Consider the following 25014-nt stretch of genomic DNA (forward strand, 5'->3'; position numbering starts at 1 on the left):
CGCCGGTCCCGTCCCCTCCCGGAATACAAAGTTGATCGCCTCCATGATCCGACCCCTCAGGGCGGCGCTGCTGCTCCTCTCCCTCTCGGTCTCGCCCGCGCTTGCGCAGACCGGAGCGCTCTCGCCGATCCAGGCCCTGCTGCAGGAGCACCGCGAGGCGATCGAGAAATCCTCCCGCCGCACGATCCAGCCCGCCATCGACGCGATCCGCGACAGCGGCCTCGACGCGGCGCCGCTGGTGCTCGAACAATGGGGCGCGCGGAACATGTGGCAGCGCGAGGACGACGGGCTGTTCTTCTACGCCGAGGAGGTCGATCGCGACACGCTCCGCATCTTCGACTTCGCCACCGCGCAGAGCATCGGCGAGTTCCCCGACGACGCGTTCGACCAGCTGAAACCCAACTCCGGCATCCAGGGGCTGATCGCCTCCGCGCTCGTGAAATTCCAGCTGAACGATCCGGACCCGGCGAAGCGGCGCGATGCGCTGGCCGCGCTCGCCCGGAACGGCAACGAACGCCACCTGCCCATCCTGCGCGAGTCGATCGGGGCCGAGCCCTCGGCCGGCATCCGCCAGCAGAAGGAACGGCTGGAACGGCTGCTCACCATCTCCTTCGGCGCCTCCGACGCGGAGCGGATCGAGGCGATGGACCATTTCCGCGGGGACCTCGCCGTCGACGTGCGCGCCGCGCTGAACCCGATCCTCGCGACCACGACCGAGGTGGTCGAGGGCGACGTGCCCGCCGAGGGCCAGAACATCGCCCGCGCGTTGCGCCCCGGCTCCGAAAGCTTCCCCGAGGCCGCGGCCTACGACCTGCTGGTCGCCCGCGACATGGCCCCCGCGCGCCTCTCTCCGGACGATCAGCGCAACGCGCTCGCCGCCAACATCGCGGACGGACGCGTCGGCGGCGTGCCGGTCGGCGAGCTCTCCGACCCCGCCGCGCGCGACCGCGCCTACGCGGGGCTCGTGGAGGCCGGGCTGGCCCCGCCCGCCGCCACCGGCGACGAGGTCGCCGCCGCCGTCGAGGCGCACAGCTTCTACGAACGCTACCGCGAAGCCTCCGGGGCGGTGACCGAAGCGGCGCAGGAGGTGCTCCGCTCGATCGAGGTGAAGCTCGCCTTCAACCAGTTCCTCGACCTGACCCTCGATGCGCTCTCGCTCGCCTCGATCTACTTCCTCGCGGCCATCGGCCTCGCCATCACCTTCGGCGTCATGGGCGTCATCAACATGGCCCATGGCGAATTCATCATGATGGGCGCCTATACCGGCTACGTGGTCCAGCAGCTGATCCCCGACTACACGCTGTCGCTGATCGTCGCGCTGCCCTGCGCCTTCGCCGTCACCTTCGCGGCGGGCGTGGCGATGGAGCGCCTCGTGATCCGCTGGCTCTATGCCCGCCCGCTCGAGACGCTGCTCGCCACCTTCGGCATCTCCATCGCGCTCCAGCAGCTCGCCAAGAACATCTTCGGCACGCAGGCGCGGCCGCTGACCTCGCCCGGCTGGCTCGACGGGGCGCTGTCGTTCAACGACGTGGTCTCGATCTCCTACATCCGGATCGCGATCTTCGTGCTGGCCCTCGTCTTCCTGGCCTTCTTCCTCTTCCTGATGAAGCGCACCCGCCTCGGGCTCGAGACCCGCGCCGTGACCCAGAACCGCAACATGGCCGCCTCGATGGGGATCAACCCCGACCGGGTGAACATGCTGACCTTCGGCCTCGGCTCCGGCATCGCCGGGATCGCGGGCGTCGCCATCGGGCTCTACGCCAAGGTGACCTCCGAACTCGGCTCCGACTACATCGTGCAGAGCTTCATGACCGTGGTCGTCGGCGGCGTCGGCAACATCTGGGGCACGCTGCTGGGCGCCACGATGATCGGCTTCCTGCAGAAGGGGATCGAGTGGTTCAACCCGTCGAACACGCTCGCCGCCCAGACCTACATGATCATCTTCATCATCATCTTCATCCAGTTCCGCCCGCGCGGCATCATCGCCCTCAGGGGCCGGGCCGCAGGAGACTGATCCCATGTTCAAAGGCATCCCCGCCAACCGCAACCGCGCGCCGCTCCGCCTGCTTCCTCTTGCCAGAAATATCCCGGGGGAGTCGCCGCAGAGCGGCGACGGGGGCAGCGCCCCCGAACACCGGAAAGACAAGGCGCAGCGTCCGAAGGGAGAGCGGTCATGAGAAACACCTTCATCGCCCGCAACCCCTCGGTGCTGGTCTTCCTTGCGATCCTCGCGGTCTTCACCATCGCGGTGACGCTGCTCTCGCACGCCTACGGCACCGGCGGGCTCTCCACCTCCTTCGTGAAGACCCTCGGCAAGACGCTCTGCCTCTGCCTCGTCGCCATCGCGATGGACCTCGTCTGGGGCTATTGCGGGATCCTCTCGCTCGGCCATTTCGCCTTCTTCGCGCTCGGCGGCTACGCGATCGGCATGTGGCTGATGTACGCCCGGACCGAGCTGATCGTGACCCAGAGCCTCGCCAACGCCCCGATCCCGCCGACCGAGCAGGAGGTCGTCGACGCCATCGGCTCCCAGATCTTCGGCGTCGTCGGCTCATCCGACTTCCCGGCCGTCTGGGTCTTCGCCCATTCCTTCTGGCTGCAGGCGCTGATGGTGATCGCCGCCCCCGGGCTGCTCGCGCTGATCTTCGGCTGGCTCGCCTTCCGCAGCCGCGTCACCGGCGTCTACCTCTCGATCCTGACGCAGGCGATGACGCTGGCGCTCTCGCTCTACCTCTTCCAGAACGAATCCGGGCTGCGCGGCAACAACGGGCTCTCGGGTCTTCAGAACCTGCCCGGCGTGCAGGCCGGGCAGGACGAGATCTCCGTCTGGTTCCTCTGGGGCTCGGCCCTGGCGCTCGGGCTCGGCTACGTGCTGGCGGCCTGGGTCGTCTCGGGCAAGTTCGGCTCGGTCGTGCGCGGCATCAGGGACGACGAGGCGCGGGTGCGGTTCCTCGGCTACTCGGTCGAGGGCTACAAGCTCTTCGTCTTCACCCTGACCGCGATCATCGCGGGCATCGCGGGGGCGCTCTACTACCCGCAGGCGGGCATCATCAACCCGGGCGAGATGGCCCCGATCGCCTCGATCTACCTCGCCGTCTGGGTCGCCATCGGCGGGCGCGGCCGGCTCTACGGCGCGGTCATCGGCGCGGCCTTCGTCTCCCTCGTCTCGACATGGTTCACCAGCGGTCAGGTGCCGCCCCTGAACCTCGGGGTCTACACGGTGGACTGGGTCGACTGGTGGCTCGTCCTTCTCGGCGTCTCCTTCGTCCTCGTGACGCTCTTCGCGCCCAAGGGGATCGGCGGGCTGATCGACCTGATCACCGACCGGGTGACGCCCGACCGGCACGGCGCGGATTACGGCCCCGACAAGGGCGCGCTGCAGGAAGGGGAGGGCCGCCGATGAGCGCGCTTCTCGAGGTCTCGGGCGTCTCCGTCACCTTCGACGGGTTCCGGGCGATCAACAACCTCAGCTTCGAGATCGGCCCGGCCGAGCTGCGGGCGATCATCGGGCCGAACGGGGCGGGCAAGACGACCTTCATGGACATCGTCACCGGCAAGACGAAGCCGGACGAGGGGCGCGTCTTCTGGGGCGAGGCGTCGCGCAACCTCCTGAAGCTCTCCGAGGCGCGGATCGCGCAGGAGGGGATCGGCCGCAAGTTCCAGCGCCCCACGGTCTTCGAGGACCAGACGGTGCGCGACAACCTGATGATGGCTGTGAAGAACAAGCGCTCCCCCTTCCCGGTGCTCTTCTGGAAGCCGAAGTTCCGGGACAACGCCCGGGTCGAGGAGCTGGCCTCCGAGATCGGCCTGGCCGACGCGCTGAGCCGCAAGTCGGGCGAGCTGAGCCATGGCCAGAAGCAATGGCTCGAGATCGGGATGCTCTTGGCGCAGGAGCCCCGGCTGCTGCTCGTGGACGAACCCGCGGCGGGCATGACGCTGGCCGAGCGCGAGCACACCACGGACCTGCTCAAGGAGGCCGCGAAGACCCGCGCGGTGGTGGTGGTCGAGCACGACATGGAATTCGTCCGCCGGCTCGACTGCAAGGTCACCGTGCTGCACGAGGGCTCGGTGCTGGCCGAGGGGACGCTGGATCACGTGACGAAGAACCAGCAGGTCATCGATGTCTACCTGGGGCGCTGAGAGATGCTGAGAACCGAGAACCTCACCCTGCATTACGGCCAGAGCCAGATCCTGAACGGGATCGACATGGAGGCCCGCACCGGCGAGGTCACCTGCATCATGGGCACCAACGGGGTGGGCAAGACCTCGCTCCTCAAGGCGATCTCGGGCACGCATGTCCGCTCGGGGGGCAGCGTGTTCCTCGACGGGCAGGACATGGGGCGGATGCCCGCGCACCAGCTGGCCAAGGCGGGGATCGGCTATGTCCCGCAGGGCCGGATGATCTTCCCGCTCCTGACGGTGAAGGAGAACATGGAGACGGCATTCGCCTGTCTCCCGCGATCCGAGCATCACATCCCGGACGAGATCTACGAGCTCTTCCCGATCCTGGAGGACTTCCTCGGGCGGCGGGGCGGCGATCTTTCCGGCGGGCAGCAGCAGCAGCTGGCGATTGCCCGGGCGATGCTGACCAGGCCCAAGCTCCTGCTGCTCGATGAGCCGACCGAGGGGATCCAGCCGAACATCATCCAGCAGATCGGCCGGGTGATCGAATACCTCCGCGACCAGGGCAACATGGCGATCGTGCTGGTCGAGCAGTATTTCGAATTCGCCTACGGGCTGGCCGACCGGTTCTACGTCATGAAGCGCGGCGCGGTGACGGCCTCGGGGGGCAAGGGCGAGATCTCGAAAGAGGCGCTGATGGCCGAGGTCTCGGTATAGAAAACGGGCCGCCGGAGGTCCGGCGGCCCGCTGTCGTCATTTGTGCGGAGAGGCGCCTCGGGCGCCGTCACGCGGGAAAGGTCAGTCCCAGAAGCCTTCGTCCACGTCTTCCATCGCTTCGAGTTCTTCCTCGTTGAAGCGGGTGACATAGGCGTAGGTCTTGTCGTCGACTGCGACGAGGCTCACGTCCTCGACCGAGATGGCGACATGCTTGTCCGCGATGTCGAGGAAGCCGCCGACTTCGGCCACGATGCCGATCAGCTTGCCGTCGCGCGAAAGGATCAGGTCCTCGATCTCGCCGATCTCGTTCCAGCCCTCGCCGACGCCGTCATAGACGGTCGAGGAATCCCAGGCGGCGCCTTCGTCGCGGGCTTCGTTGGACGTGTAGATGTTGCCGCCGGTGATGTCGCGGCTGCGGATCAGGTCACCCTGCATGCCGGCGATCTTGGACGAGGCGCTGTCCGCCATCGTGTCCTGCGCGCTTGCGGCGCCGGTCATGAGAAGAAGAGCGATAGACGTGGCTGCAATGGTTTTCATGTGTAGCCTCCTGTGTTCAGTTCCGTTTGCTGTGGACCCAACCAGCCGAAGCCCGTGAAGTTTCATTGTTTTTCGAAAATGTCTGCCGGGGAGGGTGCGCGGAGGGCCTGTAAGCCGGATTCTGTTCCCCGGCCCGTCTCCGGAACCGGTTCGATGACCATTCCTCTGGACCGACGGTTGCCCCCCGGCCTCAAGCTGCCAACCCGGACCTCGGGGGCAAGGCGCCCTGCGGCGGTATCGCATTGCTGCGACCGGCCCGCGCGAGGTCCCTATTCGGCATTGCTCCCGGTGGGGCTTGCCATGCCGGTCCGGTTGCCCGGCCCGCGGTGCGCTCTTACCGCACCGTTTCACCCTTACCCTGCGTGCAGGGCGGTCTGTTCTCTGTGGCGCTTTCCCTGGGGTTGCCCCCGCCGGGCGTTACCCGGCACCGTTGCCTTGTGGAGTCCGGACTTTCCTCGGGGGCGGACCCCCGCGGCCATCCGGCCCTCCGCGCGACGGATCGCCTAGCCGGGAAACGCGGGCCGGTCAACAGGCCCGAATTCCGCAATGGACGCCTGCGGTGCGATCCGTCATCATCCGCCGACAAGGGAGACCCACCATCATGCGCAAGTTTCTCGTCATCCTCGACGACAGCCGCGAATGCCTGAACGCCATGCGTTTCGCCGCGATGCGCGCGGCCAAGACCGGCGGCGGCGTGGCGATCCTGTCGATCATCGCGCCAGAGGATTTCAGCCACTGGATCGGGGTCGGAGAGGTCATGCGCGAAGAGGCCAAGGAGCGGATCGAGGCCCATTTCGAGGTCTACGCCAAGTGGATGCGCGACCGGCAGGGGATCGAGCCCGAGCTTGTGATCCGCGAGGGCGAGGCGGTGCCCGAGATCCTCGCCCAGATCCGCGAAGACCCGGACATCGGCGTTCTGGTGCTGGGCGCCGGGACCGAGAAGAGCGGGCCCGGGCCACTGGTCAGCCAGCTTACCAAGGGGGCGGGTACGCTGCCGATCCCGATCACCATCGTGCCGGGCGACATGTCCAAGGAAAAGCTCGAGGCGATCACGTGAAGGCCCTCTGGCTCCACGGGGCCGGGGCCGGGGCGCAGGACGCCCCCTTCGACAAGGTGCGCACCCTGCTGGACGGGGCCGAGATCATCGCGCCGCAGCTTGGCGAGCCGGAGGCCGCCGGCTGGGGCGACGCCATTGCGGATGCGCTCGACGCGCTCCCGCCCGAGGCGCTGCTCATCGGCCATTCCTTCGGCGCCACGATGCTGCTCAAGGTGCTGGCCGAGCGGCGTCCGCACCGGCCCGCCCCCGCGCTCTTCGGGTTCGCCCCGCCGTGGTGGGGGCCGGAGGGCTGGGGCCACGAGGACTTCCATTTCCCCGACGATGCCGCGGCGGCGCTCGACGGGGTGGGGGCGCTCAACTTCTATCACGGCACCGCGGACGACGTGGTGGAGCCGGCACATTCCGCGCTCTACGCCCGCGCCTTTCCGCGCGCCCGCTGTCAGCTCGTCGACGGGGCCGACCACGTCTTCGCAGGCGCCGAGCTGTCCGATTTCGCCGCGGACCTCGCGCGCGCGGACCTGCGCGGCTGAACCCTGCGAGACCCTGCGAGACCGGGCCCCCCGATTGGGCCCCACGATTTAGAATCGTTCCAAAACTTGACACTCCGCGCCCCGGAGCGCATATCTGTGACCGCAACACGAAAGGGGCGTCAGAGATGTTCATTCAGACCGAATCCACGCCGAATCCGGCGACGCTGAAGTTCCTTCCGGGCCAGACCGTCCTGGATGCCGGCACCGCCGATTTCCCCGCCGCCGAGGCTGCGGGCCAGTCGCCCCTCGCGCAGCGTCTCTTCGCCGTGAACGGCGTGACCGGGGTCTTCTTCGGCACCGATTTCGTCACCGTGACCAAGGCCGACGCGGTCGAGTGGGACCATATCAAGCCGGCCCTGCTGGGCGCGATCATGGAGCATTTCCAGTCCGGTGAGCCGGTCATGGCCGGCGACACCCAGCCCGCCTCGGGCCATGCCGAACATACCGGCGAGGACGGCGAGATCGTCGGCCAGATCAAGGAACTGCTCGACACCCGCGTGCGTCCCGCCGTGGCGCAGGACGGGGGCGACATCACCTTCCACGGGTTCGAACGCGGCGTCGTCTACCTGCACATGCAGGGCGCCTGCGCCGGCTGCCCCTCCTCGACCCTGACGCTCAAGATGGGCATCGAGAACCTGCTGCGGCACTACATCCCCGAAGTGACCGAGGTGCGGCCGGTTGCCGTCTGAGGCACTGGTCCTCGGCTTCGACACATCGGCCGCGCATTGCGCGGCCGCTTTGCTGTCCGGTGAGCGGCTGCTGGCCGCAAGGGCGGAAGAGATGGGCCGCGGGCAGGCCGAACGCCTGATCCCGCTGATCGAGGAGGTCCTGGCCGAGGCCGGTCACGGCTGGGCGGAGCTGAGCCGCATCGGCTGCGGCACGGGGCCCGGCAATTTCACCGGCATCCGCATCTCGGTCGCCGCGGCGCGCGGCCTCGCGCTGTCGCTGGGCATTCCCGCGGTCGGCGTGACGACGTTCGAGGCGATCCGCCTCGCCGATCCGGAGGCCCTCGCCGCCGTGCCCGCCCCCCGCGGGCAGGTCTACCTCGCGCGCCCCGGTGCGGCCCCGGAGCTGGTGGCGGCCGAGGACGCCGGCGACGCCCGTTTCCCCCCGCCGCCGGCCGAGATGGCCCGCGCGATCGCCGCCGTGGCCGCCCGGTCCGCGGCCGACACCCCGCCCGCGCCGCTCTACCTGCGGGCCGCGGATGCCGCCCCGCCACGGGACGCGCCGCCGGAGATCATCGATGACCTCTGAAGAGATGGCGGCGCTGCACGACCGATCCTTCACCACGCCGCGCGCCTGGAGCGCGGTGGAATTCGACGCGCTCCTCGCCAGCCCCGGTGCCTTCCTCGAGACGGCAACCGAGGGCTTCCTTCTGGGCCGGGTGATCGCGGGCGAGGCCGAGCTGCTGACGCTCGCCGTCGCGCCATCCGCGCGGCGCGCGGGGCAGGGGCGGCGTCTTCTCGCTGCCTTCGAAAGCAACGCCCGCGCGCGCGGCGCCGGCAGCGCCTTCCTGGAAGTTGCGGCCGACAACGGCCCGGCCATCGCGCTCTACGCCGGGGCCGGCTGGGAGACGCGCGGCACGCGCCGGGCCTATTACCAGCGGCCGGACGGAAGCCGCGTCGATGCCGTCGTGATGAGCAAGCCGCTTGCCTGACGTTGCGTGGGCCCGTCCGCAAGACCCCGCAAATCCATGATTTCCCTATTGACGCCGTTTTGCGGCATGGGCCTAACTTGACCATACGATCAAGCGAGATCCGACCGCACAACGCGGCGGCGGCCCCAGGCGGGCCCGCCACCCAACCAACCGGGAGACCAAGATGACCCTGATGACGAAATTCCTCGGCGCCGCCGCCGCCATGGCGCTCTCCGCGGGCGCCGCTCTGGCCGAGCCCGCGCTGATCTACGATCTGGGCGGCAAGTTCGACAAATCCTTCAACGAAGCGGCCTTCAACGGTGCCACCAAATGGGCCGAAGAGAACGGCGGCTCCTTCCGTGACATCGAGCTTCAGTCCGAAGCCCAGCGTGAGCAGGCGCTGCGCCGCTTCGCCGAGGCCGGCCTGAACCCGGTCATCACCACCGGCTTCGCCTTCTCGACCCCGATCGCCAACGTCGCCGCGGACTACCCGGACACCAAGTTCGTCACCATCGACGGCTACGTCGACCCCGAGGCGCATCCGAACGTGCTGTCGATCCTCTTCTCCGAGCACCAGGGCTCCTACCTCGTCGGCGTCATGGCCGGCATGGCCTCCGAATCCGGCACCGTCGGCTTCGTCGGCGGCATGGACATCCCGCTGATCCGCAAGTTCGCCTGCGGCTACGCCCAGGGCGTGAAGGCCGTGAACCCGGATGCGACGGTGATCGCCAACATGACCGGCACCACCCCCGCCGCATGGAACGACCCGGTGAAGGGCTCGGAACTGGCCAAGGCACAGATCTCCCAGGGCGCGGACGTGATCTTCGCCGCGGCGGGCGGCACCGGCATCGGCGTGCTGCAGACCGCGGCCGACGAGGACATCCTGTCGATCGGCGTGGACAGCAACCAGAACTACCTGCACCCCGGCAAGGTCCTGACCTCCATGCTCAAGCGCGTGGACGTGGCCGTGGCCGACGCGATGGCGGCCGGTGAAGACCTCGAGACCGGCGTGAAGGTGCTGGGCCTTGCCGAGGACGGCGTGGGTGTCGCGATCGACGACAACAACGCGGAGCTCGTCTCGGGCGACATGACCACCGCCGTGGAAGAGGCGAAAGCCAAGATCATCGCGGGCGACACCGAGGTGCACGACTACACCGCGGACGATTCCTGCCCGGCGCTGACGTTCTGATCTGTTCCGGGGCGGCGCACCCGCCCCGGACCCACCCCCCTACGAGGCCGCGTGGCGCGCGGCCTCTGCCTGTTCCACAGGAGCCATTCACGCCATGACCGAGCAAGCCCCCGCGATCGAGCTCAAGGGTATATCCAAGGCCTTCGGCCCGGTGCAGGCCAACAAGGACATCTCGATCCGCGTCATGCCGGGCACGATCCACGGCATCATCGGCGAGAACGGCGCGGGCAAGTCCACGCTGATGTCGATCCTCTACGGCTTCTACAAGGCCGACCGGGGCGAGATCTTCATCTCCGGCAGGAAGACCGAGATCCCCGACAGCCAGGCCGCCATTGCCGCCGGCATCGGCATGGTCTTCCAGCACTTCAAGCTGGTCGAGAACTTCACCGTCGTCGAGAACGTGATCCTCGGCGCCGAGGACGGCGCCATGCTGCGCCCCTCGATCTCCAAGGCCCGCAAGTCGCTGAAATCGCTGGCCGAGGAATACGAGCTGAACGTCGACCCCGACGCCCTGATCGAGCATCTCTCCGTCGGCCACCAGCAGCGGGTCGAGATCCTCAAGGCGCTCTACCGGCAGGCCGACATCCTCATCCTGGACGAGCCGACGGGGGTGCTGACCCCTGCCGAGGCCGACCACCTCTTCCGCATCCTCGACAACCTCCGGGCCGAGGGGAAGACGATCATCCTCATCACCCACAAGCTGCGCGAGATCATGGAGATCACCGACACGGTGAGCGTGATGCGCCGCGGCGAGATGACCGCCACCGTCAAGACCGCCGAGACCTCGCCCGAGGAGCTGGCCGAGCTGATGGTGGGCCGCAAGGTCCTTCTGCGCGTCGACAAGAAGCCCGCGACGCCGGGCGACGTGGTGCTCTCGGTCGACGACCTGAAGGTGACCGACGACAAGGGCGTGCACCGCGTGAAGGGCGTGAGCTTCGAGATCCGCAAGGGCGAGATCCTCGGCATCGCGGGCGTCGCCGGCAACGGCCAGTCCGAGCTGATGGAGGTGCTGGGCGGCATCGCGCAGGGCACCGGCACCATCACGATGAACGGCAGGACCATCGCGCTCGCCGGACGTGACAGCGACGGGCAGGCCCGCCGCCGCGCGGGCATCGCGCATGTGCCGGAGGACCGGCAGCGCGAAGGGCTCATCATGGATTACGGCGCCTGGGAGAACGTGGTCTTCGGCTATCACCTCGACCCCAAGTGGCAGTCGGGGTTCCTGATGAGGAACACGGCCATCGTCGAGGAAGCGCAGGGCAAGATGGAGCGCTTCGACGTGCGCCCGCCGAACCCGAAACTCGCGGCCAAGAACTTCTCGGGCGGGAACCAGCAGAAGATCGTTCTGGCCCGCGAGATCGAGCAGAACCCCGACCTCTTGCTGGTCGGCCAGCCGACCCGCGGCGTGGACATCGGGGCCATCGAGTTCATCCACCAGGAGATCATCCGCCTTCGCGACCAGGGCGCCGCGGTGCTGCTGGTCTCGGTCGAGCTGGACGAGATCATGGCGCTGTCGGACCGGATCGCGGTGATGTTCGACGGCAGGATCATGGGCTTCCGCGATCCCGCCGAGACGAACGAGCGCGAGCTTGGCCTGCTGATGGCCGGGATCGAGGGGGAGGTGGACGGCGACGAATGGCAGGCCATCGACCGGCAGCTCGAACGGAAAGAGGCCGAAGAGGCCCGGGAAGCGGGGGACGCATGAGCAGGGAAATGCAACAGGGGGCGGCGCCCGACTGCCGGGCGGGCGCCACGGGCCGTGCAGAAACCTCGGGCCGAGGGCCTGTGCGTGACAGCGACATCCGGAGGGCCGCCTGATGGAACGGATGCCGGCCTGGGCCGACGTGGTCCTGATCCCGCTGATCTCGCTGCTCCTGGCCGCGATCCTCTCGGCCCTCGTGATCCTCGCCATCGGCGAGAACCCGGTCGAGGCCTTCAACCTCATGGTCGAGGGCGCGCTGATGCGCTCCGCCGGCTGGGGCTACACGCTCTATTACGCGACGAACTTCATCTTCACCGGCCTCGCAGTGGCCGTCGCCTTCCACGCGAGGATGTTCAACATCGGCGGCGAGGGGCAGGCGATGCTGGGCGGCCTCGGCGTCGCGCTCGTCTCGCTCTACATCCCCTGGCCGCACTGGTCGCTGGCGCTTCTGGGCTCCTGCGTGGGCGCCGCGCTCTTCGGGGCGGCCTGGGCCTTCATCCCGGCCTACCTGCAGGCCAAGCGGGGCAGCCACATCGTCATCACGACGATCATGTTCAACTTCATCGCCGCGGCGCTGCTGAACTACGTGCTGGTCAGCCTGCTGAAACCCGTGGGCGCGATGGACCCGGCCTCGGCCAACTTCCCGGCCGCCACGCATCTGCCGACCTTCCAGGACATGTTCGCCACCGCCGAGAACCCGCTCTTCCGCGGCGCGCCGGCGAACGTCACCTTCTTCATCGCGCTGGCCGCCTGCCTCTTCGTCTGGCTGCTGATCTGGCGCACCCGTCTGGGCTATGAAATCCGGGCGCAGGGCTTCTCGGAATCCGCCGCGAAATACGCCGGGATCTCGCCCGCGCGGATCATCATCATCGCGATGCTGATCTCGGGCGCGCTGGCGGGCATGATGGGCGTGAACACCGCGCAGGGCGAGGCGGAACGCCTGGTCCTGAACTCCACCGAGGGCGCGGGCTTCATCGGCATCGCGGTGGCGCTGATGGGGCGGAACCATCCGCTGGGCGTGCTGCTGGCCGCGATCCTCTTCGGCTTCCTCTACCAGGGCGGGGCCGAGCTGGCGCTCTGGACGAACATTCCGCGCGAGCTGATCGTGGTGATCCAGGCGCTGGTGATCCTGTTCACCGGGGCGCTCGACAACATGGTCAGGATGCCGCTGGAGCGCATCTTCATGGCGCTGAACCGGAAGGGGGCCTGAGCATGGACCACCTTCCCGGCGTCCGCACCGTCCTAACCGTCCTCAATCCCGCGACGGCGAGGAGCTGACCCATGGATTTCGCAACTCTCCTCCAGGTCCTCGATTCGACCATCCGCCTCGGCACGCCGCTGCTCTTTGCCTGCCTCGCCGGGCTCTTCTCGGAGCGCGCGGGCATCTTCGACATCGGGCTCGAGGGCAAGATGCTGATGTCGGCCTTCTTCTCGGCCGCCATCGCCTTCACCACCGGCTCCGTCTGGATCGGCCTGCTCGCGGGCATCGCCTCGTCCATGGTGCTCTCGGCGATCCACGGGCTCGCCTCGATCACCTTCAGGGGCAACCAGCTGATCTCGGGGGTGGCGATCAACTTCCTCGCCGCCGGGATGACGGTCCTGATCGCGCAGGACTGGTTCTCGCAGGGTGGCCGGACGCCATCCCTTGTCGGAAACGCAAGGTTCGAGCCGGTCACCCTGCCGGGGGCCGAGGCGCTGCGCGACGTGCCGCTGCTGGGGCCGATCTATTACGAGGTCATCTCGGGCCACACGATCCTCGTCTATCTCGCCTTCCTCTGCGTGCCGGCGACGTGGTGGGTCCTCTTCCGCACCCGCTTCGGCCTGCGGCTGCGCGCGGTCGGCGAGAACCCGGCGGCGGTGGACACGGCGGGCGTCTCGGTCGTCGGCCTGCGCTACGCGGCGGTGGCGATCTGCGGGCTGCTCTGCGGCTTCGCGGGGGCATACCTCTCGACCGCGCTGCAGGCGGGCTTCGTGAAGGACATGTCGGCGGGGCGCGGCTACATCGCGCTGGCGGCGCTGATCTTCGCCAAGTGGCGGCCGTGGTATGCGCTCTTCTCCACCATGCTCTTCGGCTTCCTTCAGGCGCTGGCGCTGCGCCCCGACCTGATCGAGAGGGCGATCGGCGTGAAGGTGCAGGTGCAGCTGCTGGACGCCATGCCCTACATCCTGACGGTCGTGATCCTCGCCGGGTTCGTGGGCAAGGCGATCCCGCCGCGGGCAGGCGGTCAGCCCTACGTCAAGGAGCGCTGAGGCGGCGGCTGTGGCGCGCCTGCGAAGGTCCGCGCAAAACGCGCGGACCCGCCGCTCAGCCCCGTTGCGGCAGCGCGGCAAAGCGGCGTAGGTAAAGGGCATGCAGATCTACCTTCCGATAGCCGAGGTTTCCGTGAATTTCTTCACGCTGCTCGGCATCGGCGGGATCGTCGGCATCCTCTCGGGCATGTTCGGCGTGGGCGGAGGTTTCCTCATCACGCCGCTGCTGTTCCTTGCCGGGATCCCCTCGGCCGTGGCGGTGGCGACCAGCGCGAACCAGATCGTGGCCTCGTCCTTCTCGGGCCTGCTGGCGCATCTCAGGCGCAAGACCGTGGACATCCGCATGGGGCTGATGCTGCTCGTCGGCGGGCTGATCGGGTCGGCCGCCGGGGTCTATGTGTTCAACCTGCTGAAGGAGCTCGGTCAGGTCGATCTGCTGGTCCGGCTCTGCTACGTCTTCTTCCTCGGCATCGTCGGCGCGCTGATGCTGATCGAATCCCTGCGCGCGCTGCGCCGCGCCCGCGGGCAGGCCGGACCGGCCAAGCCCCGGCGCCAGCGCAACTGGGTCCACACCTGGCCCGGCAAGATGCGGTTCCGGACCTCGCAGCTCTATATCTCGACGATCCCGGTGATCCTGATCGGCCTGTCCGTCGGGGTGCTGGCGGCGATCATGGGCGTGGGCGGCGGGTTCATCATGGTCCCGGCGATGATCTACATCCTCGGCATGCCGACCAAGGTGGTCGTGGGCACCTCGCTGTTCCAGATCATCTTCGTCACCGCCTTCACGACCCTGCTGCATGCCGTCACCAGCCACACGGTCGACCTGATGCTGGCGCTCGTGCTGATCGTCGGCGGCGTCGTGGGCGCGCAGATCGGCACCCGGATCGGGCTGCGGCTGAAGGCCGAGCAGCTGCGCGTCCTGCTGGCAAGCCTCGTGCTGCTGGTCTGCGGCAAGCTGGCGCTGGAACTCTTCGTCCGGCCCGACGAGCTCTATGTCATCGGCGGGGTCGGCGGATGATCCGGGCCGCGCTGATCCTGATGAGCACGCTCTGGGCCACGCTGGCGGCGGCGCAGGAAGAGGTCGTGCTGGGCCTGTCGCAGAACCGGGTGCAGATCAACGCGCGGTTCGACGGGTCCGAGATCCTGATCTTCGGCGCCGTGAAACGCGAGACGCCGATCCCCGAGACCCCGCTCGAGGTCATCGTCACCGTCGCCGGCCCCTCGACCCCGGTGACCGTGCACCGCAAGGATCGGGTCTTCGGCATCTGGGTCAACGCGGAATCGGTCGAGATCGACCGGGCGCCCAGCTTCTACGCCGTCGCCGCCTCGGGGCCGATCACCGACGTGCTCAGCCATACCGAGGACCTGCGCCATTCGGTGACCGTGCCGCGGGCCGTCCGCTCGGTCGGGTCCGAGGCGCGGGACCCGGTGGCCTTCACCGTCGCGCTGATCCGCATCCGGCGTGACGAGGGCATCTATGCCACCCTGCCGGGCGCGGTGGAGGTCGATCAGCAGACGCTGTTCGACACATCGATCGCGCTGCCCGCCAACCTGATCGAGGGGGCCTATGCGGTCCGTGTCCTGCTGATGCGCGACAAGCAGGTGGTGTCGGAATTCGAGACCGCCATCGAGGTGCACAAGGTCGGGCTGGAGCGCTGGCTCTACAACCTCGCGCAGGACCACGCGCTGCTCTATGGCCTGCTGTCTCTGGTGATCGCCGTGGCGGCGGGCTGGCTGGCCTCCACCGTGTTCCGGCTGCTGCGCGGCTAGCGGCGTTTCTCGCCGCCGATCCAGACCGCCGCGACCGCCCGGTCGTCGCCCAGCATGATCGTGGCGAAGACCTGCTCCCAGACATCCTCGGCCCGCGCCGCGCGCTGCGCGATGGCGGGGGTCGAGGCAAGGTCGAGGGCGATGATGTCGGCCTCCATCCCGGGCCGGAGCGCGCCGATCCGGTCGTCCATGCGCATCGCCCTCGCCGAGCCCTCGGTCGCGAGCCAGAGCAGTTGCGCCGCGTGCAGCGGCGTGCCGCGCAGCTGGCCGACCTCGTAGGCCGCGGCCATGGTGCGCAGCATCGAGAAGGACGAGCCGCCGCCGGTGTCGGTGGCAAGGCCGATGGTGTGGCCCGCGGTCTTGAGCCCGGCCATGTCGAAGAGGCCCGAGCCGATGAAGGTGTTCGAGGTCGGGCAATGGACCAGGGCCGATCCGCTCTCGCGCAGCCGGTCCTTCTCGCGCTCCTCGAGGTGGATCGCGTGGCCGAAGAGCGCGCCGGGGCCGATCAGGCCGAATTGCTCGTAGGTGTCGAGGTAATCGCGCGTTTCGGGGTAGAGGTCGCGGACCCAGGCGATCTCGTCCAGCTGTTCCGAGAGGTGGGTCTGCATCAGCGTGTCCGGATGCTCGGCCCAGAGGGCGCCGAGGGCTTCGAGCTGCTCAGGGCTCGAGGTGGGCGAGAAGCGGGGGGTCACGGCATAGGTGATCCGGCCGCGCCCATGCCACGCCTCCAGCAGCGCCTTGCTGTCGTCATGGGCGCTCTGGGCCGTGTCGCGCAGGCCGTCGGGCGCGTTCCGGTCCATGCAGGTCTTGCCGCCCGCGACGCGCTGGCCCCGGCGCTCGGCTTCGGCGAAGAACGCCTCCACGCTCGCGGGGTGGATCGTGCAGTAGGAGCACATGGTCGTGGTGCCCTCGGCCAGCGTCAGGTCGAGATAGCGGGCGGCGGTCTCGGCGGCGTAGGCGGGATCGGCGAAGCGCATCTCTTCGGGGAAGGTGTAGCTGTTCAGCCAGTCGATCAGCCGCTTGCCCCACGAGGCGATGATCGCGGTCTGGGGATAGTGGACATGGGCGTCGACGAAGCCGGGCAGGATCAGGGCCTCGCCCATCTCGCTCACCTCGGCCTGCGGATGCGCGGCCTTCAGGGCGGCGGCGTTGCCGACCCTGGCGATCAGGCCGTCGCGGACCAGCACGGCGCCGGCGCTGTCGATCGTCGCGGCCTCTGCCACGGGCAGGGCGAAGGGATCGCCCGCGAAGCGCAGCACCTGCCCGCAGATCAGCCGTTCCGTCATTCATCTTCTCCTGAGATAGGGACGACAGGGTAACCTGCCGCCTTTCGGGGGTAAATCGCCGCGCGGGCATTGTCGCGCCGGGGCTTCGTTCTCTATTGTCCCCTTCGAGGCGGCAAGGGGCGAATGATGACCGAAGAACCCGAACAGACCCCGGTGGAAGAGATCGAGGCCGCGCTCGACGAGGACGCCTATGCGCTCGACCGGCGGACGGTGGCGGGGATTCTCCATGCCGTCGAGGCGGACGACCGCGAGCGCCTGACCGAGCTGCTGGAGCCGCTCCACGCGGCCGACATCGCCGACCTTCTCGAACAGGTGGATGCCCCCGACCGGCGCAGGCTGGTCGCGCTCTACGACAAGGAATTCGACGGCGAGATCCTCTCGGAACTCGACGACAGCGTGCGCGAGGAGGTGATCGGCCTGCTCTCGCCCGAGGTTCTGCGCGACTCGGTCCGGGAGCTCGATTCGGACGACGTGGTGGACCTGCTCGAATATCTCGAGGAGCCGCAGCAGGAACAGATCCTCGGCGCGCTCGAGGACAGCGACCGGGTCGCGGTCGAGCAGGCGCTGAATTACCCCGAGGAATCCGCCGGCCGCCTGATGCAGCGCGAGGTGGTCGCGGTGCCCGAACACTGGAGCGTGGGCGAGACCATCGACTTCATGCGCGCCCGCGACGACCTGCCGGACCAGTTCTACCACGTGATCCTCGTCGATCCGCGGATGAAGCCCGTGGGGCATGTCGCGCTCGGCAAGCTGATGGCCTCGCCCCGGGCGCGGGCGCTGAGCGAGCTGCTCGAACCTTCCTTCCGCACGATCCCCGCCGAGCAGGACGAGGAGGACGTGGCCTATGCCTTCAACCAGTATCACCTGATCTCGGCCCCGGTGGTGGACGAGAACGACCGGCTGGTCGGCGTCATCACCATCGACGACGCGATGATCGTGCTCGACGAGGAGCACGAGGAGGACATCATGCTGCTCGCCGGCGTCGGCGAGGGGTCGCTGTCGGATTCGGTCCGCGTGACGATCTCGCAACGGCTGCCCTGGCTCGCGGTGAACCTCGCGACGGCGATCCTCGCCTCCGCGGTGATCGCGATCTTCGAGGACACGATCGCGGGCTTCGTGGCGCTGGCGGTCCTGATGCCGATCGTCGCCTCGATGGGCGGGAACGCGGGAACGCAATCGCTGACCGTGGCCGTCCGGGCGATCGCGACGCGCGACCTCACCGGGTCGAACGTCTGGCGGGTGATCCGGCGCGAATGTCTGGTCGGGCTGGCCAACGGGGTGGTCTTCGCGGTGGTCATGGGGCTGATCGGCTGGGTCTGGTTCGACACGATGATGCTGGGCGTGGTGATCGCGGCGGCCATGGTGATCAACCTCGTGGTGGCCGGGCTGGCGGGCACGGTGATCCCGGTGCTGATGGAGAGGTTCGGGGTGGACCCGGCGCTGGCCTCGGGGACCTTCGTGACCACGGTGACGGACGTGGTGGGCTTCTTCGCCTTCCTGGGGCTCGCCGGGATGGTGCTTCTGTGAACGGGGTCCGATCCAGCGGAGCGCGGCTGCGCCGCGCATGCGATCCGTTTCGGGGCAGGGGGGCGCTGCCCCCCTCTGCCGGGCAGGGCCCGGCATTCACCCCCCGGGATACATCGACCAGAGGAAGGGGGGGGGCTTGGGCGCGCTTGACGATGTGAAGGCGGCGGCGCGGCAGGCCGCCCTTGCCCGGCGGGCCGAGGCGCATCGCGCTGCGGGGCCGGGGCGGGGCGGAATGCTGTCCGCGGTGCTGGCGGGCCACCGCGGGGTGCCCGTCTCGGGCTACATGCCGATCCGGACCGAGATCCCGCCGCTTGCCGCCATGTCCGAGGCCGCGGCGCACGGGCTGGTCGGCGTGCCGGTGATCGAGGGGCCGGGCCTGCCGCTGCGCTTCGCGGAATGGGAACCGGAGGCTGTCATGGTGCCGGGGCCCTTCGGCGCGCAGGTGCCCGAGCCTTGCCGCTGGATGGTGCCCGAGATCGTCATCGTGCCGCTGCTCGCTTTCGACCGCGCGGGGAATCGCCTGGGCTATGGCGGCGGGTTCTACGACCGGACGCTCGAGGGGTTGCGGGCGCGGGGGCCGGTGCTGGCCCTGGGCTTCGCCTATGCGGCGCAGGAGGTCGGGGCGGTGCCGGTGGAGGCGACGGATGCGCCGCTCGACATGATCGTGACCGAGCGGGAGGTGATCCGCCCGCAGGGTCGCTGAGCCGGGGAGGCTGCGGGCGGGCGGTCAGGTGACACGGGGCGCCAGGGGCGCGGATGTGCGGGTCGAGCCTGCGCGGCGCCGCGCTGAGGGGCCGGAGCTGCCGGCCTTTTTCCGGGAGCTCACGTGTTTTCCGGTGCAAGAGCGGGCCCGTCGATGGCGGGTTTCGGGCGCTGCGCGCATCGCCATGGCTCGGGGCGGACGGGCGGGAGCCTCGTCACCGGGGTATCGCCCCGCAGGGCGGCGCTCAGCCTCGGCATCATGCCTGGCGCGCATGACCACGGCACGATCCTCGACCGGCCGGGGCCGCACCGGATGGGCAGGTCCTGGCTCTGCATCGCCCGGCTCGAGGCGGTGGACCGGACGGTGCTGGCCGGGCGGGTGCGGCGCGGGCTGACGGATCTCGACGCGATGTGGCCGGCGCGTCCGGAGCAGGGAACAAGCAGGCCGCGTCCGGCGTAGTGCAGGGCAACCTCCGGGACCGGGACCCATGCGCATCTACACCTGCATCTGCGGCGCGCCGCTTTTCATCGATAACACCCATTGCACGAATTGCGGCCGCAAGTCCGGCTGGTGCGAGGGCTGTTCCTCCATGGCCTCCTTCGACATCGGCGAGGGGGGCGAATGGCTCTGCACCGCCTGCGGCGACACGGGCCTGCCCTGCACCAACTACGCCGAGCACGACGTCTGCAACCGGGTGGTGACCGAGGGCGCCGGGTTCTGCCGGCTCTGCGCGATGAACGACGTGGTGCCCAACCTCGAGGTCGAGGGCAACCGGGACCGCTGGGCCCGGCTGGAGGCGGCGAAACGGCGGCTGGTCTATGCGCTGGACCTTGTCGGCCTGCCCTATGGCGACGAGACCGATCCGCCGCTGCGCTTCGCCTTCATGGGCGACGGGGAGCTGGCCGGGCTCTGGCGGACGGCCGGAGAGGAGCGGGTCTTCACCGGCCATGCCGACGGGCTGGTCACGATCAACATCCGCGAGGCCGACGACGACGAGCGCGAGGCGCTGCGCGTCGACATGGGCGAGGCGCACCGCACTCTGATCGGCCATTTCCGCCACGAGCTCGGGCATTACTACTGGGACGTCGCGATCAAGGGAAACCCCGAGGCCGAGGCCGCCTTTGCCGCCGTTTTCGGCGATCCCGAGGATCCGGATTACGGCACCGCGCTGGAACGGCACTATGCCGAAGGGCCGCGCGAGGGCTGGGAGGGGCTTTACGTCTCGGCCTATGCGACGATGCACCCGTGGGAGGACTGGGCCGAGACCTTCGCGCTCTGGCTCGCCATGGCCGGGGTGCTGGACACCGCGCAGTCGCTGGGCATCAACGGGCCCTTCCCCGAGACGACCGAGGGCATGGTGAGGGCCTACGGCCGGCTGGGCTTTGCGCTCAACGAGTTCTCGCGCGAGATGGGGCTGCTCGACGTCGTGCCGGTGGTCATCACCGGGGCGATCGAGGCCAAGCTCGACCACGTCACCCGGGTCATCCGCGGCGCGGCGCGGCCCGCGGCCCCCGCGGGGCTGGCGGTGAAGTCCTGAGCCGCTCCGACACCGGCGTGCGGCCCCGCGCGCCGGTCGCGCCCGCCGGGGCTTGAAAGATGGACAATCGCGCGGCGTTGTGGAATGGGAGCGGCCAAGGAGACCGCCCATGACCACCACCCGTTTCGCCCCTTCGCCCACGGGGCATATCCACGTCGGCAACCTGCGCACCGCGCTGTTCAACTGGCTGATCGCCCGGAAGGCCGGCGGGACCTTCATCCTGCGCATCGACGACACCGACCCGGAGCGGTCGAAGGAAGAATACGTCGACGCGATCAAGGAAGACCTCGAATGGCTGGGGCTGACGTGGGACCGGGTGGAGCGGCAGTCGCTCCGGCTCGACCGGTACGCCGAGGCGGCGGACAAGCTGCGCGACATGGGCCGGTTCTACGAGGCGTTCGAGACGCCGACCGAGCTGGACCTGAAGCGGAAGAAGCAGCTGAACATGGGCAGGCCGCCGGTCTATGACCGGGCCGCGCTGGCCCTTTCCGACGAGGACAAGGCCAGGTTCCGCGCGGAACGGGGCGACGGCGTCTGGCGCTTCAAGCTGAACCAGGAACGGATCGAGTGGCAGGACGGGATCCTCGGGCCGATCTCGATCGACGCGGCGAGCGTGTCGGACCCGGTCCTGATCCGGGCGGACGGGCAGGTGCTCTACACGCTGGCCTCGGTCGTGGACGACACCGAGATGGGCGTGACCGACGTGGTCCGCGGGTCGGACCACGTGACCAACACCGCGACGCAGATCCAGATCATCGAGGCGCTCGGTGGCGCCGTGCCGACCTTCGCGCATCATTCGCTGCTGACGGGGCCCGCGGGCGAGGCGCTGTCGAAACGGCTGGGCGTGCTGTCGATCCGGCAGCTCCGCGAACGCGGCGTGGCGCCGATGGCGCTTCTGTCGCTGATGGCGCGGCTCGGATCCTCCCAGCCGGTCGAGCTGATGGACCGCCCCGAGGACCTGCTGGAGGGGTTCGATCCGGGGACGTTCGGCTCGGCGCCCACGAAATTCGACGAGAACGACCTGTTCCCGCTGACCGCCCATGTCCTCCAGCGCACCCCGCTGGAAAAGGTCGAGGACCGCATCCGCGCCGCGGGCGTCCCCGACGCGCTCGCCGAACGCTTCTGGCTGGTGGTCCGCGACAACATCACCACGCTCGACGAGATGGACGCCTGGTGGCGCATGTTCCGCGACGGGGCCGAGCCCGAGATCGCCGAGGAGGACCGGGAGTTCATCGCCGAGGCGATGGCGCTCCTGCCCGAGGGCCCCTATGACGGCGAGAGCTGGGGCAAGTGGACGGCCGAGGTCAAGGAGAAGACCGGCCGCAAGGGCAAGGGCCTGTTCATGCCGCTCCGCAAGGCCGTCACCGGCCAGGCGCACGGGCCGGACATGAGCCAGGTGCTGCCGCTGATGCAGGTGATCCGGGCGAAGGGGTAGCGGCCGAGGAGACAGGTCCCTCCCCGAGAGGGCTGCCGAGGGCGTAAGCTTAGGGTTGGAACTGTCGACGCAGAGCGCTCGAGAGTTCGCAACACTCTGGGCGCCCATGCAGCGTCGGATGGCCGCTACGCGGACGGAGCTGCCGTCCGCGCATGACGAATTGGCCGTCAGGTCATATCCACACGTCGTTCTGCGCTGTTCGCTCCCCCTGATCTTCGTCACCGGTGTTCACGACTCCTCGGGGCTCGATCAGCATCACCTTCACTTCCTTGGCCGCGAAAGGTTTGTGTTCTTTGCCTTTCGGGACCACGAACATTTCACCGGCGGCCAACTCCACCGCTCCGTCCCGGAAGTCGATACGAAGCGAGCCCTCCAGCACGATGAACGTCTCGTCTGTATCGGCATGGCTATGCCAGACAAAGTCCCCTTCGAGACGCGCCACCTTGAACTGGTAGTCGTTCATCTCGGCGACGACCTTCGGCTGCCATTGTTCCGAAAACAACTCGGTTTTAGCGAGGGGACTTATTGCTGCGTAGGTCATGCCTGTCTTCCTTCAAAACCCAAGAATGCGACTGCATGTGTCATCACTTTCGCGTGGAAAACAACCGCTTCGCCGGTAGAACCTCCGCCCTGGAGGACAGCTGGCAGGAAGCGAGCCGCGAGAAGGGCTTGGAAGGGCTCGAACAGGACCTTGCCGGAATGTCCGACAGGGTCTTCCTTCCGATCCCTGGCAGGCGTTTCGGTCCGGAACGTCGAAGCTGTTCATGCCAGCCATGCCGGCGCGGGGCCGGCGCGGCGCGACAGGGCATGCGAGCGGCGGCGGTCCGGGAACATCCCGCGCGCGGGGACGTTCTGAGGGGGCAACGCAAAGGAGCCCCCGATGTCCGACGCCAAGACCACGACCGACCACAAAGCCATCCAGAAATGGGCCGAAGACCGCGGCGGCAAGCCCGCGCGGGTGGCCGACACCCGGGGGGAGGGGGGCGTCCTCCGGATCGACTTCGGCCGCGACGAGGAGGGGCTCGAGATCCTCTCCTGGGAGGATTTCTTCGAGATCTTCGAGAGCGACAAGCTGGCCTTCCTGCACCAGGACAAGACCGCGGATGGCGAGACCAGCCGGTTCAACAAGTTCGTCGATCGCTGAGACGGGCGCGACGCAGTGTTAAGCCCCCGCGTGAAGAAAGCTCACGCGGGGGCATGAGCCTCTGGCCATCGCGCCCTCGACGCCCTATTCAGGCGGGCGACAACGAGGAGGCCCCGCGATGGACGACCTGATCAATTCCTTCATGACCGGCCCCGACGAACAGGGGCGCTTCGGGCAGTTCGGGGGCCGTTTCGTCTCCGAGACCCTGATGCCGCTGATCCTCGAGCTCGAGGAGCGCTACGAGTTCGCCAAGACCGACCCGGAGTTCTGGGCCGAGATGGACGATCTCTGGAAGCATTACGTGGGCCGTCCCTCGCCGCTCTATCATGCCTCCCGGATGACCGAGCATCTGGGCGGGGCGAAGATCTATCTCAAGCGCGACGAGCTGAACCACACCGGCGCGCACAAGATCAACAACGTGCTGGGCCAGATCATCCTGGCCCGCCGCATGGGCAAGACCCGGATCATCGCCGAGACAGGCGCAGGCCAGCACGGCGTGGCGACCGCGACGGTCTGCGCGAAGTTCGGGCTGAAATGCGTGGTCTACATGGGCGCGACCGACGTCGAGCGGCAGGCGCCCAACGTCTTCCGCATGCGTCTTCTGGGCGCCGAGGTGGTGCCGGTGACTTCCGGCCGCGGCACGCTCAAGGACGCGATGAACGACGCGCTGCGGGACTGGGTGACGAACGTCCGGGACACGTTCTATTGCATCGGCACGGTGGCGGGGCCGCATCCCTACCCGGCGATGGTGCGCGATTTCCAGGCCGTCATCGGCAAGGAGGTGCGCTGGCAGCTCGCCGAGCAGGAGGGCGAAGGCCGCCTGCCGGACACCGTGATCGCCGCGATCGGCGGCGGGTCGAACGCCATGGGGCTGTTCTATGAATTCCTCGACGAGCCGGAGGTGAACATCATCGGGGTCGAGGCCGGGGGCCACGGCGTCGACGAGAAGATGGAGCATTGCGCCTCGCTCACCGGCGGGCGCCCGGGGGTGCTGCATGGCAACCGGACCTACCTGCTGCAGGACGAGGACGGGCAGATCCTCGAGGGGCATTCGATCTCGGCGGGGCTCGATTACCCCGGCATCGGACCGGAGCATTCCTGGCTGCACGAGACGGGGCGGGCGAAATATGTCTCGATCACCGACAAGGAGGCGCTGGAGGCGTTCCAGCTGTCCTGTGCCCTTGAAGGGATCATCCCGGCGCTGGAGCCCAGCCACGCGCTGGCCCATGTGATGAAGATCGCCCCGGAGCTGCCGAAGGACCACATCCTCGTGATGAACATGTGCGGGCGCGGCGACAAGGACATCTTCACCGTCGCCAAGCACCTCGGTGTCGATATCGCGGGCTGAGACGCAGGCGGGGTCGGCGTCAGCCGGCCGCGCCCTGGCGGCGAGGATGGCGTGGAACCGGGCCGGGCAGGGGGGCCAGCCCCCCGTCGGCCTGCGGCCGACTCCCCCCGGGATACATTGACCAGAGGAAGGCAGGGGGCGTGTCAGCGCCTCCGGCGCGGCGTAGCGGCGCAGCAGGTCGAGCGGCACGACCTCGAGCGCGCGGCTGTGGGTCGACGAAAGCTGCACCGCGGGCGCGCAGCCCTCGTCATGGGCCTGCAGGAAGCGGTCGGCGCAGAGGCACCAGCGGTCGCCGGGCCGCAGGCCCGGGAAGGCGTAATCGGGCCGGGGCGTCGAGAGATCGTTTCCGAGGTATTTCGAGAAGGCGAGGAATTCCGCCGTCATCACCGCGCAGACCGTGTGGCTGCCGATGTCCTCGGCGCAGGTGTTGCAATGGCCGTCGCGGAAGAAGCCCGTCACCGGCGCGCGGCTGCAGGCGGCCAGCGGGCCGCCAAGAACGTTGAGACTCGGGTCCATCCTGATCG

26 protein-coding genes, 1 other RNA gene and 1 pseudogene are annotated in these 25014 nt (G+C 68.7%); 23 read left to right on the plus strand and 5 right to left on the minus strand.

Going from position 1 to position 25014, the window contains the following annotated elements:
• Nucleotides 1–43 precede the first annotated feature (43 nt).
• The 5 genes from urtB to urtE are packed head-to-tail and all read left to right on the plus strand — an operon-like array spanning nt 44 to nt 4839.
• Nucleotides 44–2014 carry an urea ABC transporter permease subunit UrtB gene (urtB, locus tag Q344_RS0117795; protein WP_028287953.1) on the plus strand — a complete coding sequence of 657 codons (1971 nt, stop codon included), beginning with the start codon at nt 44–46 and terminating at the stop codon, nt 2012–2014.
• A gap of 4 nt (nt 2015–2018) precedes the next feature.
• The gene (locus tag Q344_RS26185; RefSeq protein WP_156954742.1) at nt 2019–2177 is read left to right on the plus strand and encodes a hypothetical protein; all 159 of its coding nucleotides are present in this window, start codon (nt 2019–2021) and stop codon (nt 2175–2177) included.
• Entirely contained in the window at nt 2174–3403 is a 1230-nt protein-coding gene (urtC, locus tag Q344_RS0117800; protein ID WP_028287954.1) for an urea ABC transporter permease subunit UrtC, read from the plus strand. The genes Q344_RS26185 and urtC overlap by 4 nt, the downstream gene beginning before the upstream one ends.
• A complete protein-coding gene (gene urtD, locus Q344_RS0117805; RefSeq protein WP_028287955.1) occupies nt 3400–4140 on the plus strand; it encodes an urea ABC transporter ATP-binding protein UrtD in 741 nt (246 codons plus the stop codon). The genes urtC and urtD overlap by 4 nt, the downstream gene beginning before the upstream one ends.
• 3 nt (nt 4141–4143) lie before the next feature.
• Nucleotides 4144–4839, plus strand: a complete 696-nt coding sequence (gene urtE / locus Q344_RS0117810) for an urea ABC transporter ATP-binding subunit UrtE (protein ID WP_028287956.1) — start codon at nt 4144–4146, stop codon at nt 4837–4839.
• Nucleotides 4840–4920: 81 nt separating this feature from the next.
• Here urtE and Q344_RS0117815 read toward each other — a convergent pair whose 3' ends face one another.
• The gene (locus Q344_RS0117815; RefSeq protein WP_028287957.1) at nt 4921–5376 is read right to left on the minus strand and encodes a PRC-barrel domain-containing protein; all 456 of its coding nucleotides are present in this window, start codon (nt 5374–5376) and stop codon (nt 4921–4923) included.
• 94 nt (nt 5377–5470) lie between these two features.
• An RNA gene (rnpB, locus tag Q344_RS25240) (RNase P RNA component class A) lies at nt 5471–5867 on the minus strand.
• Nucleotides 5868–5977: 110 nt separating this feature from the next.
• Here rnpB and Q344_RS0117820 point away from each other — a divergent pair.
• The 11 genes from Q344_RS0117820 (at nt 5978) to Q344_RS0117870 (ending at nt 15510) form a co-directional block, all read left to right on the plus strand.
• The gene (locus tag Q344_RS0117820; protein WP_028287958.1) at nt 5978–6433 is read left to right on the plus strand and encodes a universal stress protein; all 456 of its coding nucleotides are present in this window, start codon (nt 5978–5980) and stop codon (nt 6431–6433) included.
• Nucleotides 6430–6963 (plus strand): alpha/beta fold hydrolase, encoded by a 534-nt coding sequence (locus Q344_RS24365; RefSeq protein ID WP_051630805.1) that lies wholly within the window; start codon nt 6430–6432, stop codon nt 6961–6963. The genes Q344_RS0117820 and Q344_RS24365 overlap by 4 nt, the downstream gene beginning before the upstream one ends.
• A 125-nt stretch (nt 6964–7088) precedes the next feature.
• Nucleotides 7089–7652: a NifU family protein gene (locus Q344_RS0117830; RefSeq protein ID WP_028287959.1), complete on the plus strand. Its 564-nt coding sequence runs from the start codon at nt 7089–7091 to the stop codon at nt 7650–7652.
• Complete coding sequence (gene tsaB / locus Q344_RS0117835) at nt 7642–8217, plus strand: tRNA (adenosine(37)-N6)-threonylcarbamoyltransferase complex dimerization subunit type 1 TsaB (protein WP_028287960.1); 576 nt, start codon at nt 7642–7644, stop codon at nt 8215–8217. The genes Q344_RS0117830 and tsaB overlap by 11 nt, the downstream gene beginning before the upstream one ends.
• A complete protein-coding gene (locus tag Q344_RS0117840; protein WP_028287961.1) occupies nt 8207–8620 on the plus strand; it encodes a GNAT family N-acetyltransferase in 414 nt (137 codons plus the stop codon). The genes tsaB and Q344_RS0117840 overlap by 11 nt, the downstream gene beginning before the upstream one ends.
• Nucleotides 8621–8783: 163 nt before the next feature.
• The gene (locus Q344_RS0117845) at nt 8784–9788 is read left to right on the plus strand and encodes a BMP family lipoprotein (RefSeq protein WP_028287962.1); all 1005 of its coding nucleotides are present in this window, start codon (nt 8784–8786) and stop codon (nt 9786–9788) included.
• Nucleotides 9789–9882: 94 nt separating this feature from the next.
• Nucleotides 9883–11493: an ABC transporter ATP-binding protein gene (locus tag Q344_RS0117850; protein ID WP_028287963.1), complete on the plus strand. Its 1611-nt coding sequence runs from the start codon at nt 9883–9885 to the stop codon at nt 11491–11493.
• 112 nt (nt 11494–11605) lie between these two features.
• Nucleotides 11606–12700 carry an ABC transporter permease gene (locus Q344_RS0117855; protein ID WP_028287964.1) on the plus strand — a complete coding sequence of 365 codons (1095 nt, stop codon included), beginning with the start codon at nt 11606–11608 and terminating at the stop codon, nt 12698–12700.
• A 71-nt stretch (nt 12701–12771) separates the two neighbouring features.
• Nucleotides 12772–13740 (plus strand): ABC transporter permease, encoded by a 969-nt coding sequence (locus Q344_RS0117860; RefSeq protein ID WP_028287965.1) that lies wholly within the window; start codon nt 12772–12774, stop codon nt 13738–13740.
• A 100-nt stretch (nt 13741–13840) separates the two neighbouring features.
• The gene (locus Q344_RS0117865; RefSeq protein WP_028287966.1) at nt 13841–14758 is read left to right on the plus strand and encodes a sulfite exporter TauE/SafE family protein; all 918 of its coding nucleotides are present in this window, start codon (nt 13841–13843) and stop codon (nt 14756–14758) included.
• Nucleotides 14755–15510 (plus strand): TIGR02186 family protein, encoded by a 756-nt coding sequence (locus Q344_RS0117870; protein ID WP_028287967.1) that lies wholly within the window; start codon nt 14755–14757, stop codon nt 15508–15510. The genes Q344_RS0117865 and Q344_RS0117870 overlap by 4 nt, the downstream gene beginning before the upstream one ends.
• On the opposite strand, the gene guaD is transcribed toward Q344_RS0117870, so the two are convergent.
• The gene (guaD, locus tag Q344_RS0117875) at nt 15507–16796 is read right to left on the minus strand and encodes a guanine deaminase (protein WP_028287968.1); all 1290 of its coding nucleotides are present in this window, start codon (nt 16794–16796) and stop codon (nt 15507–15509) included. The two genes, Q344_RS0117870 and guaD, sit on opposite strands and share 4 nt — an antisense overlap.
• Before the next feature lie 126 nt (nt 16797–16922).
• Here guaD and mgtE point away from each other — a divergent pair, with 126 nt between their 5' ends.
• The 5 genes from mgtE (at nt 16923) to gltX (ending at nt 21998) form a co-directional block, all read left to right on the plus strand.
• Complete coding sequence (gene mgtE, locus Q344_RS0117880) at nt 16923–18323, plus strand: magnesium transporter (RefSeq protein WP_028287969.1); 1401 nt, start codon at nt 16923–16925, stop codon at nt 18321–18323.
• 136 nt (nt 18324–18459) lie between these two features.
• Nucleotides 18460–19026: a 5-formyltetrahydrofolate cyclo-ligase gene (locus Q344_RS0117885; RefSeq protein WP_028287970.1), complete on the plus strand. Its 567-nt coding sequence runs from the start codon at nt 18460–18462 to the stop codon at nt 19024–19026.
• Between the two features lie 153 nt (nt 19027–19179).
• The gene (locus tag Q344_RS24370; protein ID WP_051630808.1) at nt 19180–19485 is read left to right on the plus strand and encodes a hypothetical protein; all 306 of its coding nucleotides are present in this window, start codon (nt 19180–19182) and stop codon (nt 19483–19485) included.
• A 28-nt stretch (nt 19486–19513) separates the two neighbouring features.
• On the plus strand, nt 19514–20563 hold the full coding sequence (locus Q344_RS24375; RefSeq protein ID WP_036539848.1) for a putative zinc-binding metallopeptidase: 1050 nt from the start codon (nt 19514–19516) through the stop codon (nt 20561–20563).
• A 109-nt stretch (nt 20564–20672) separates the two neighbouring features.
• Complete coding sequence (gltX, locus tag Q344_RS0117900) at nt 20673–21998, plus strand: glutamate--tRNA ligase (protein WP_028287971.1); 1326 nt, start codon at nt 20673–20675, stop codon at nt 21996–21998.
• A gap of 172 nt (nt 21999–22170) precedes the next feature.
• Here gltX and Q344_RS0117905 read toward each other — a convergent pair whose 3' ends face one another.
• Nucleotides 22171–22539, minus strand: coding sequence for a cupin domain-containing protein (locus Q344_RS0117905; protein ID WP_028287972.1), 369 nt, complete (start codon nt 22537–22539; stop codon nt 22171–22173).
• 339 nt (nt 22540–22878) lie between these two features.
• Between Q344_RS0117905 and Q344_RS0117910 the strand changes: the two genes are divergently transcribed.
• Nucleotides 22879–23142 (plus strand): ACT domain-containing protein, encoded by a 264-nt coding sequence (locus Q344_RS0117910; RefSeq protein ID WP_028287973.1) that lies wholly within the window; start codon nt 22879–22881, stop codon nt 23140–23142.
• 118 nt (nt 23143–23260) lie between these two features.
• A complete protein-coding gene (gene trpB / locus Q344_RS0117915) occupies nt 23261–24490 on the plus strand; it encodes a tryptophan synthase subunit beta (protein WP_028287974.1) in 1230 nt (409 codons plus the stop codon).
• Between the two features lie 159 nt (nt 24491–24649).
• Here the strand turns inward: trpB and Q344_RS25660 are convergent.
• A pseudogene (locus Q344_RS25660) lies at nt 24650–25006 on the minus strand (DUF2237 family protein); the annotation flags it as partial.
• Nucleotides 25007–25014 lie beyond the last annotated feature (8 nt).

Origin of the sequence: Pseudooceanicola nanhaiensis DSM 18065 (assembly GCF_000688295.1) — a bacterium.
In the GTDB taxonomy this organism is placed as follows: domain Bacteria; phylum Pseudomonadota; class Alphaproteobacteria; order Rhodobacterales; family Rhodobacteraceae; genus Pseudooceanicola; species Pseudooceanicola nanhaiensis.

Excerpts from the sequence above, each read along its gene's own strand:
- urtB (WP_028287953.1), top strand. The coding sequence starts at position 44 with ATGATCCGACCCCTCAGGGCGGCGCTGCTGCTCCTCTCCCTCTCGGTC.
- Q344_RS26185 (WP_156954742.1), top strand. The coding sequence starts at position 2,019 with ATGTTCAAAGGCATCCCCGCCAACCGCAACCGCGCGCCGCTCCGCCTG.
- urtC (WP_028287954.1), top strand. The coding sequence starts at position 2,174 with ATGAGAAACACCTTCATCGCCCGCAACCCCTCGGTGCTGGTCTTCCTT.
- urtD (WP_028287955.1), top strand. The coding sequence starts at position 3,400 with ATGAGCGCGCTTCTCGAGGTCTCGGGCGTCTCCGTCACCTTCGACGGG.
- urtE (WP_028287956.1), top strand. The coding sequence starts at position 4,144 with ATGCTGAGAACCGAGAACCTCACCCTGCATTACGGCCAGAGCCAGATC.
- Q344_RS0117815 (WP_028287957.1), bottom strand. The coding sequence starts at position 5,376 with ATGAAAACCATTGCAGCCACGTCTATCGCTCTTCTTCTCATGACCGGC.
- Q344_RS0117820 (WP_028287958.1), top strand. The coding sequence starts at position 5,978 with ATGCGCAAGTTTCTCGTCATCCTCGACGACAGCCGCGAATGCCTGAAC.
- Q344_RS0117830 (WP_028287959.1), top strand. The coding sequence starts at position 7,089 with ATGTTCATTCAGACCGAATCCACGCCGAATCCGGCGACGCTGAAGTTC.
- Q344_RS0117840 (WP_028287961.1), top strand. The coding sequence starts at position 8,207 with ATGACCTCTGAAGAGATGGCGGCGCTGCACGACCGATCCTTCACCACG.
- Q344_RS0117845 (WP_028287962.1), top strand. The coding sequence starts at position 8,784 with ATGACCCTGATGACGAAATTCCTCGGCGCCGCCGCCGCCATGGCGCTC.
- Q344_RS0117850 (WP_028287963.1), top strand. The coding sequence starts at position 9,883 with ATGACCGAGCAAGCCCCCGCGATCGAGCTCAAGGGTATATCCAAGGCC.
- Q344_RS0117855 (WP_028287964.1), top strand. The coding sequence starts at position 11,606 with ATGGAACGGATGCCGGCCTGGGCCGACGTGGTCCTGATCCCGCTGATC.
- Q344_RS0117860 (WP_028287965.1), top strand. The coding sequence starts at position 12,772 with ATGGATTTCGCAACTCTCCTCCAGGTCCTCGATTCGACCATCCGCCTC.
- Q344_RS0117865 (WP_028287966.1), top strand. The coding sequence starts at position 13,841 with ATGCAGATCTACCTTCCGATAGCCGAGGTTTCCGTGAATTTCTTCACG.
- Q344_RS0117870 (WP_028287967.1), top strand. The coding sequence starts at position 14,755 with ATGATCCGGGCCGCGCTGATCCTGATGAGCACGCTCTGGGCCACGCTG.
- guaD (WP_028287968.1), bottom strand. The coding sequence starts at position 16,796 with ATGACGGAACGGCTGATCTGCGGGCAGGTGCTGCGCTTCGCGGGCGAT.
- mgtE (WP_028287969.1), top strand. The coding sequence starts at position 16,923 with ATGACCGAAGAACCCGAACAGACCCCGGTGGAAGAGATCGAGGCCGCG.
- Q344_RS24370 (WP_051630808.1), top strand. The coding sequence starts at position 19,180 with ATGGCGGGTTTCGGGCGCTGCGCGCATCGCCATGGCTCGGGGCGGACG.
- Q344_RS24375 (WP_036539848.1), top strand. The coding sequence starts at position 19,514 with ATGCGCATCTACACCTGCATCTGCGGCGCGCCGCTTTTCATCGATAAC.
- gltX (WP_028287971.1), top strand. The coding sequence starts at position 20,673 with ATGACCACCACCCGTTTCGCCCCTTCGCCCACGGGGCATATCCACGTC.
- Q344_RS0117905 (WP_028287972.1), bottom strand. The coding sequence starts at position 22,539 with ATGACCTACGCAGCAATAAGTCCCCTCGCTAAAACCGAGTTGTTTTCG.
- Q344_RS0117910 (WP_028287973.1), top strand. The coding sequence starts at position 22,879 with ATGTCCGACGCCAAGACCACGACCGACCACAAAGCCATCCAGAAATGG.
- trpB (WP_028287974.1), top strand. The coding sequence starts at position 23,261 with ATGGACGACCTGATCAATTCCTTCATGACCGGCCCCGACGAACAGGGG.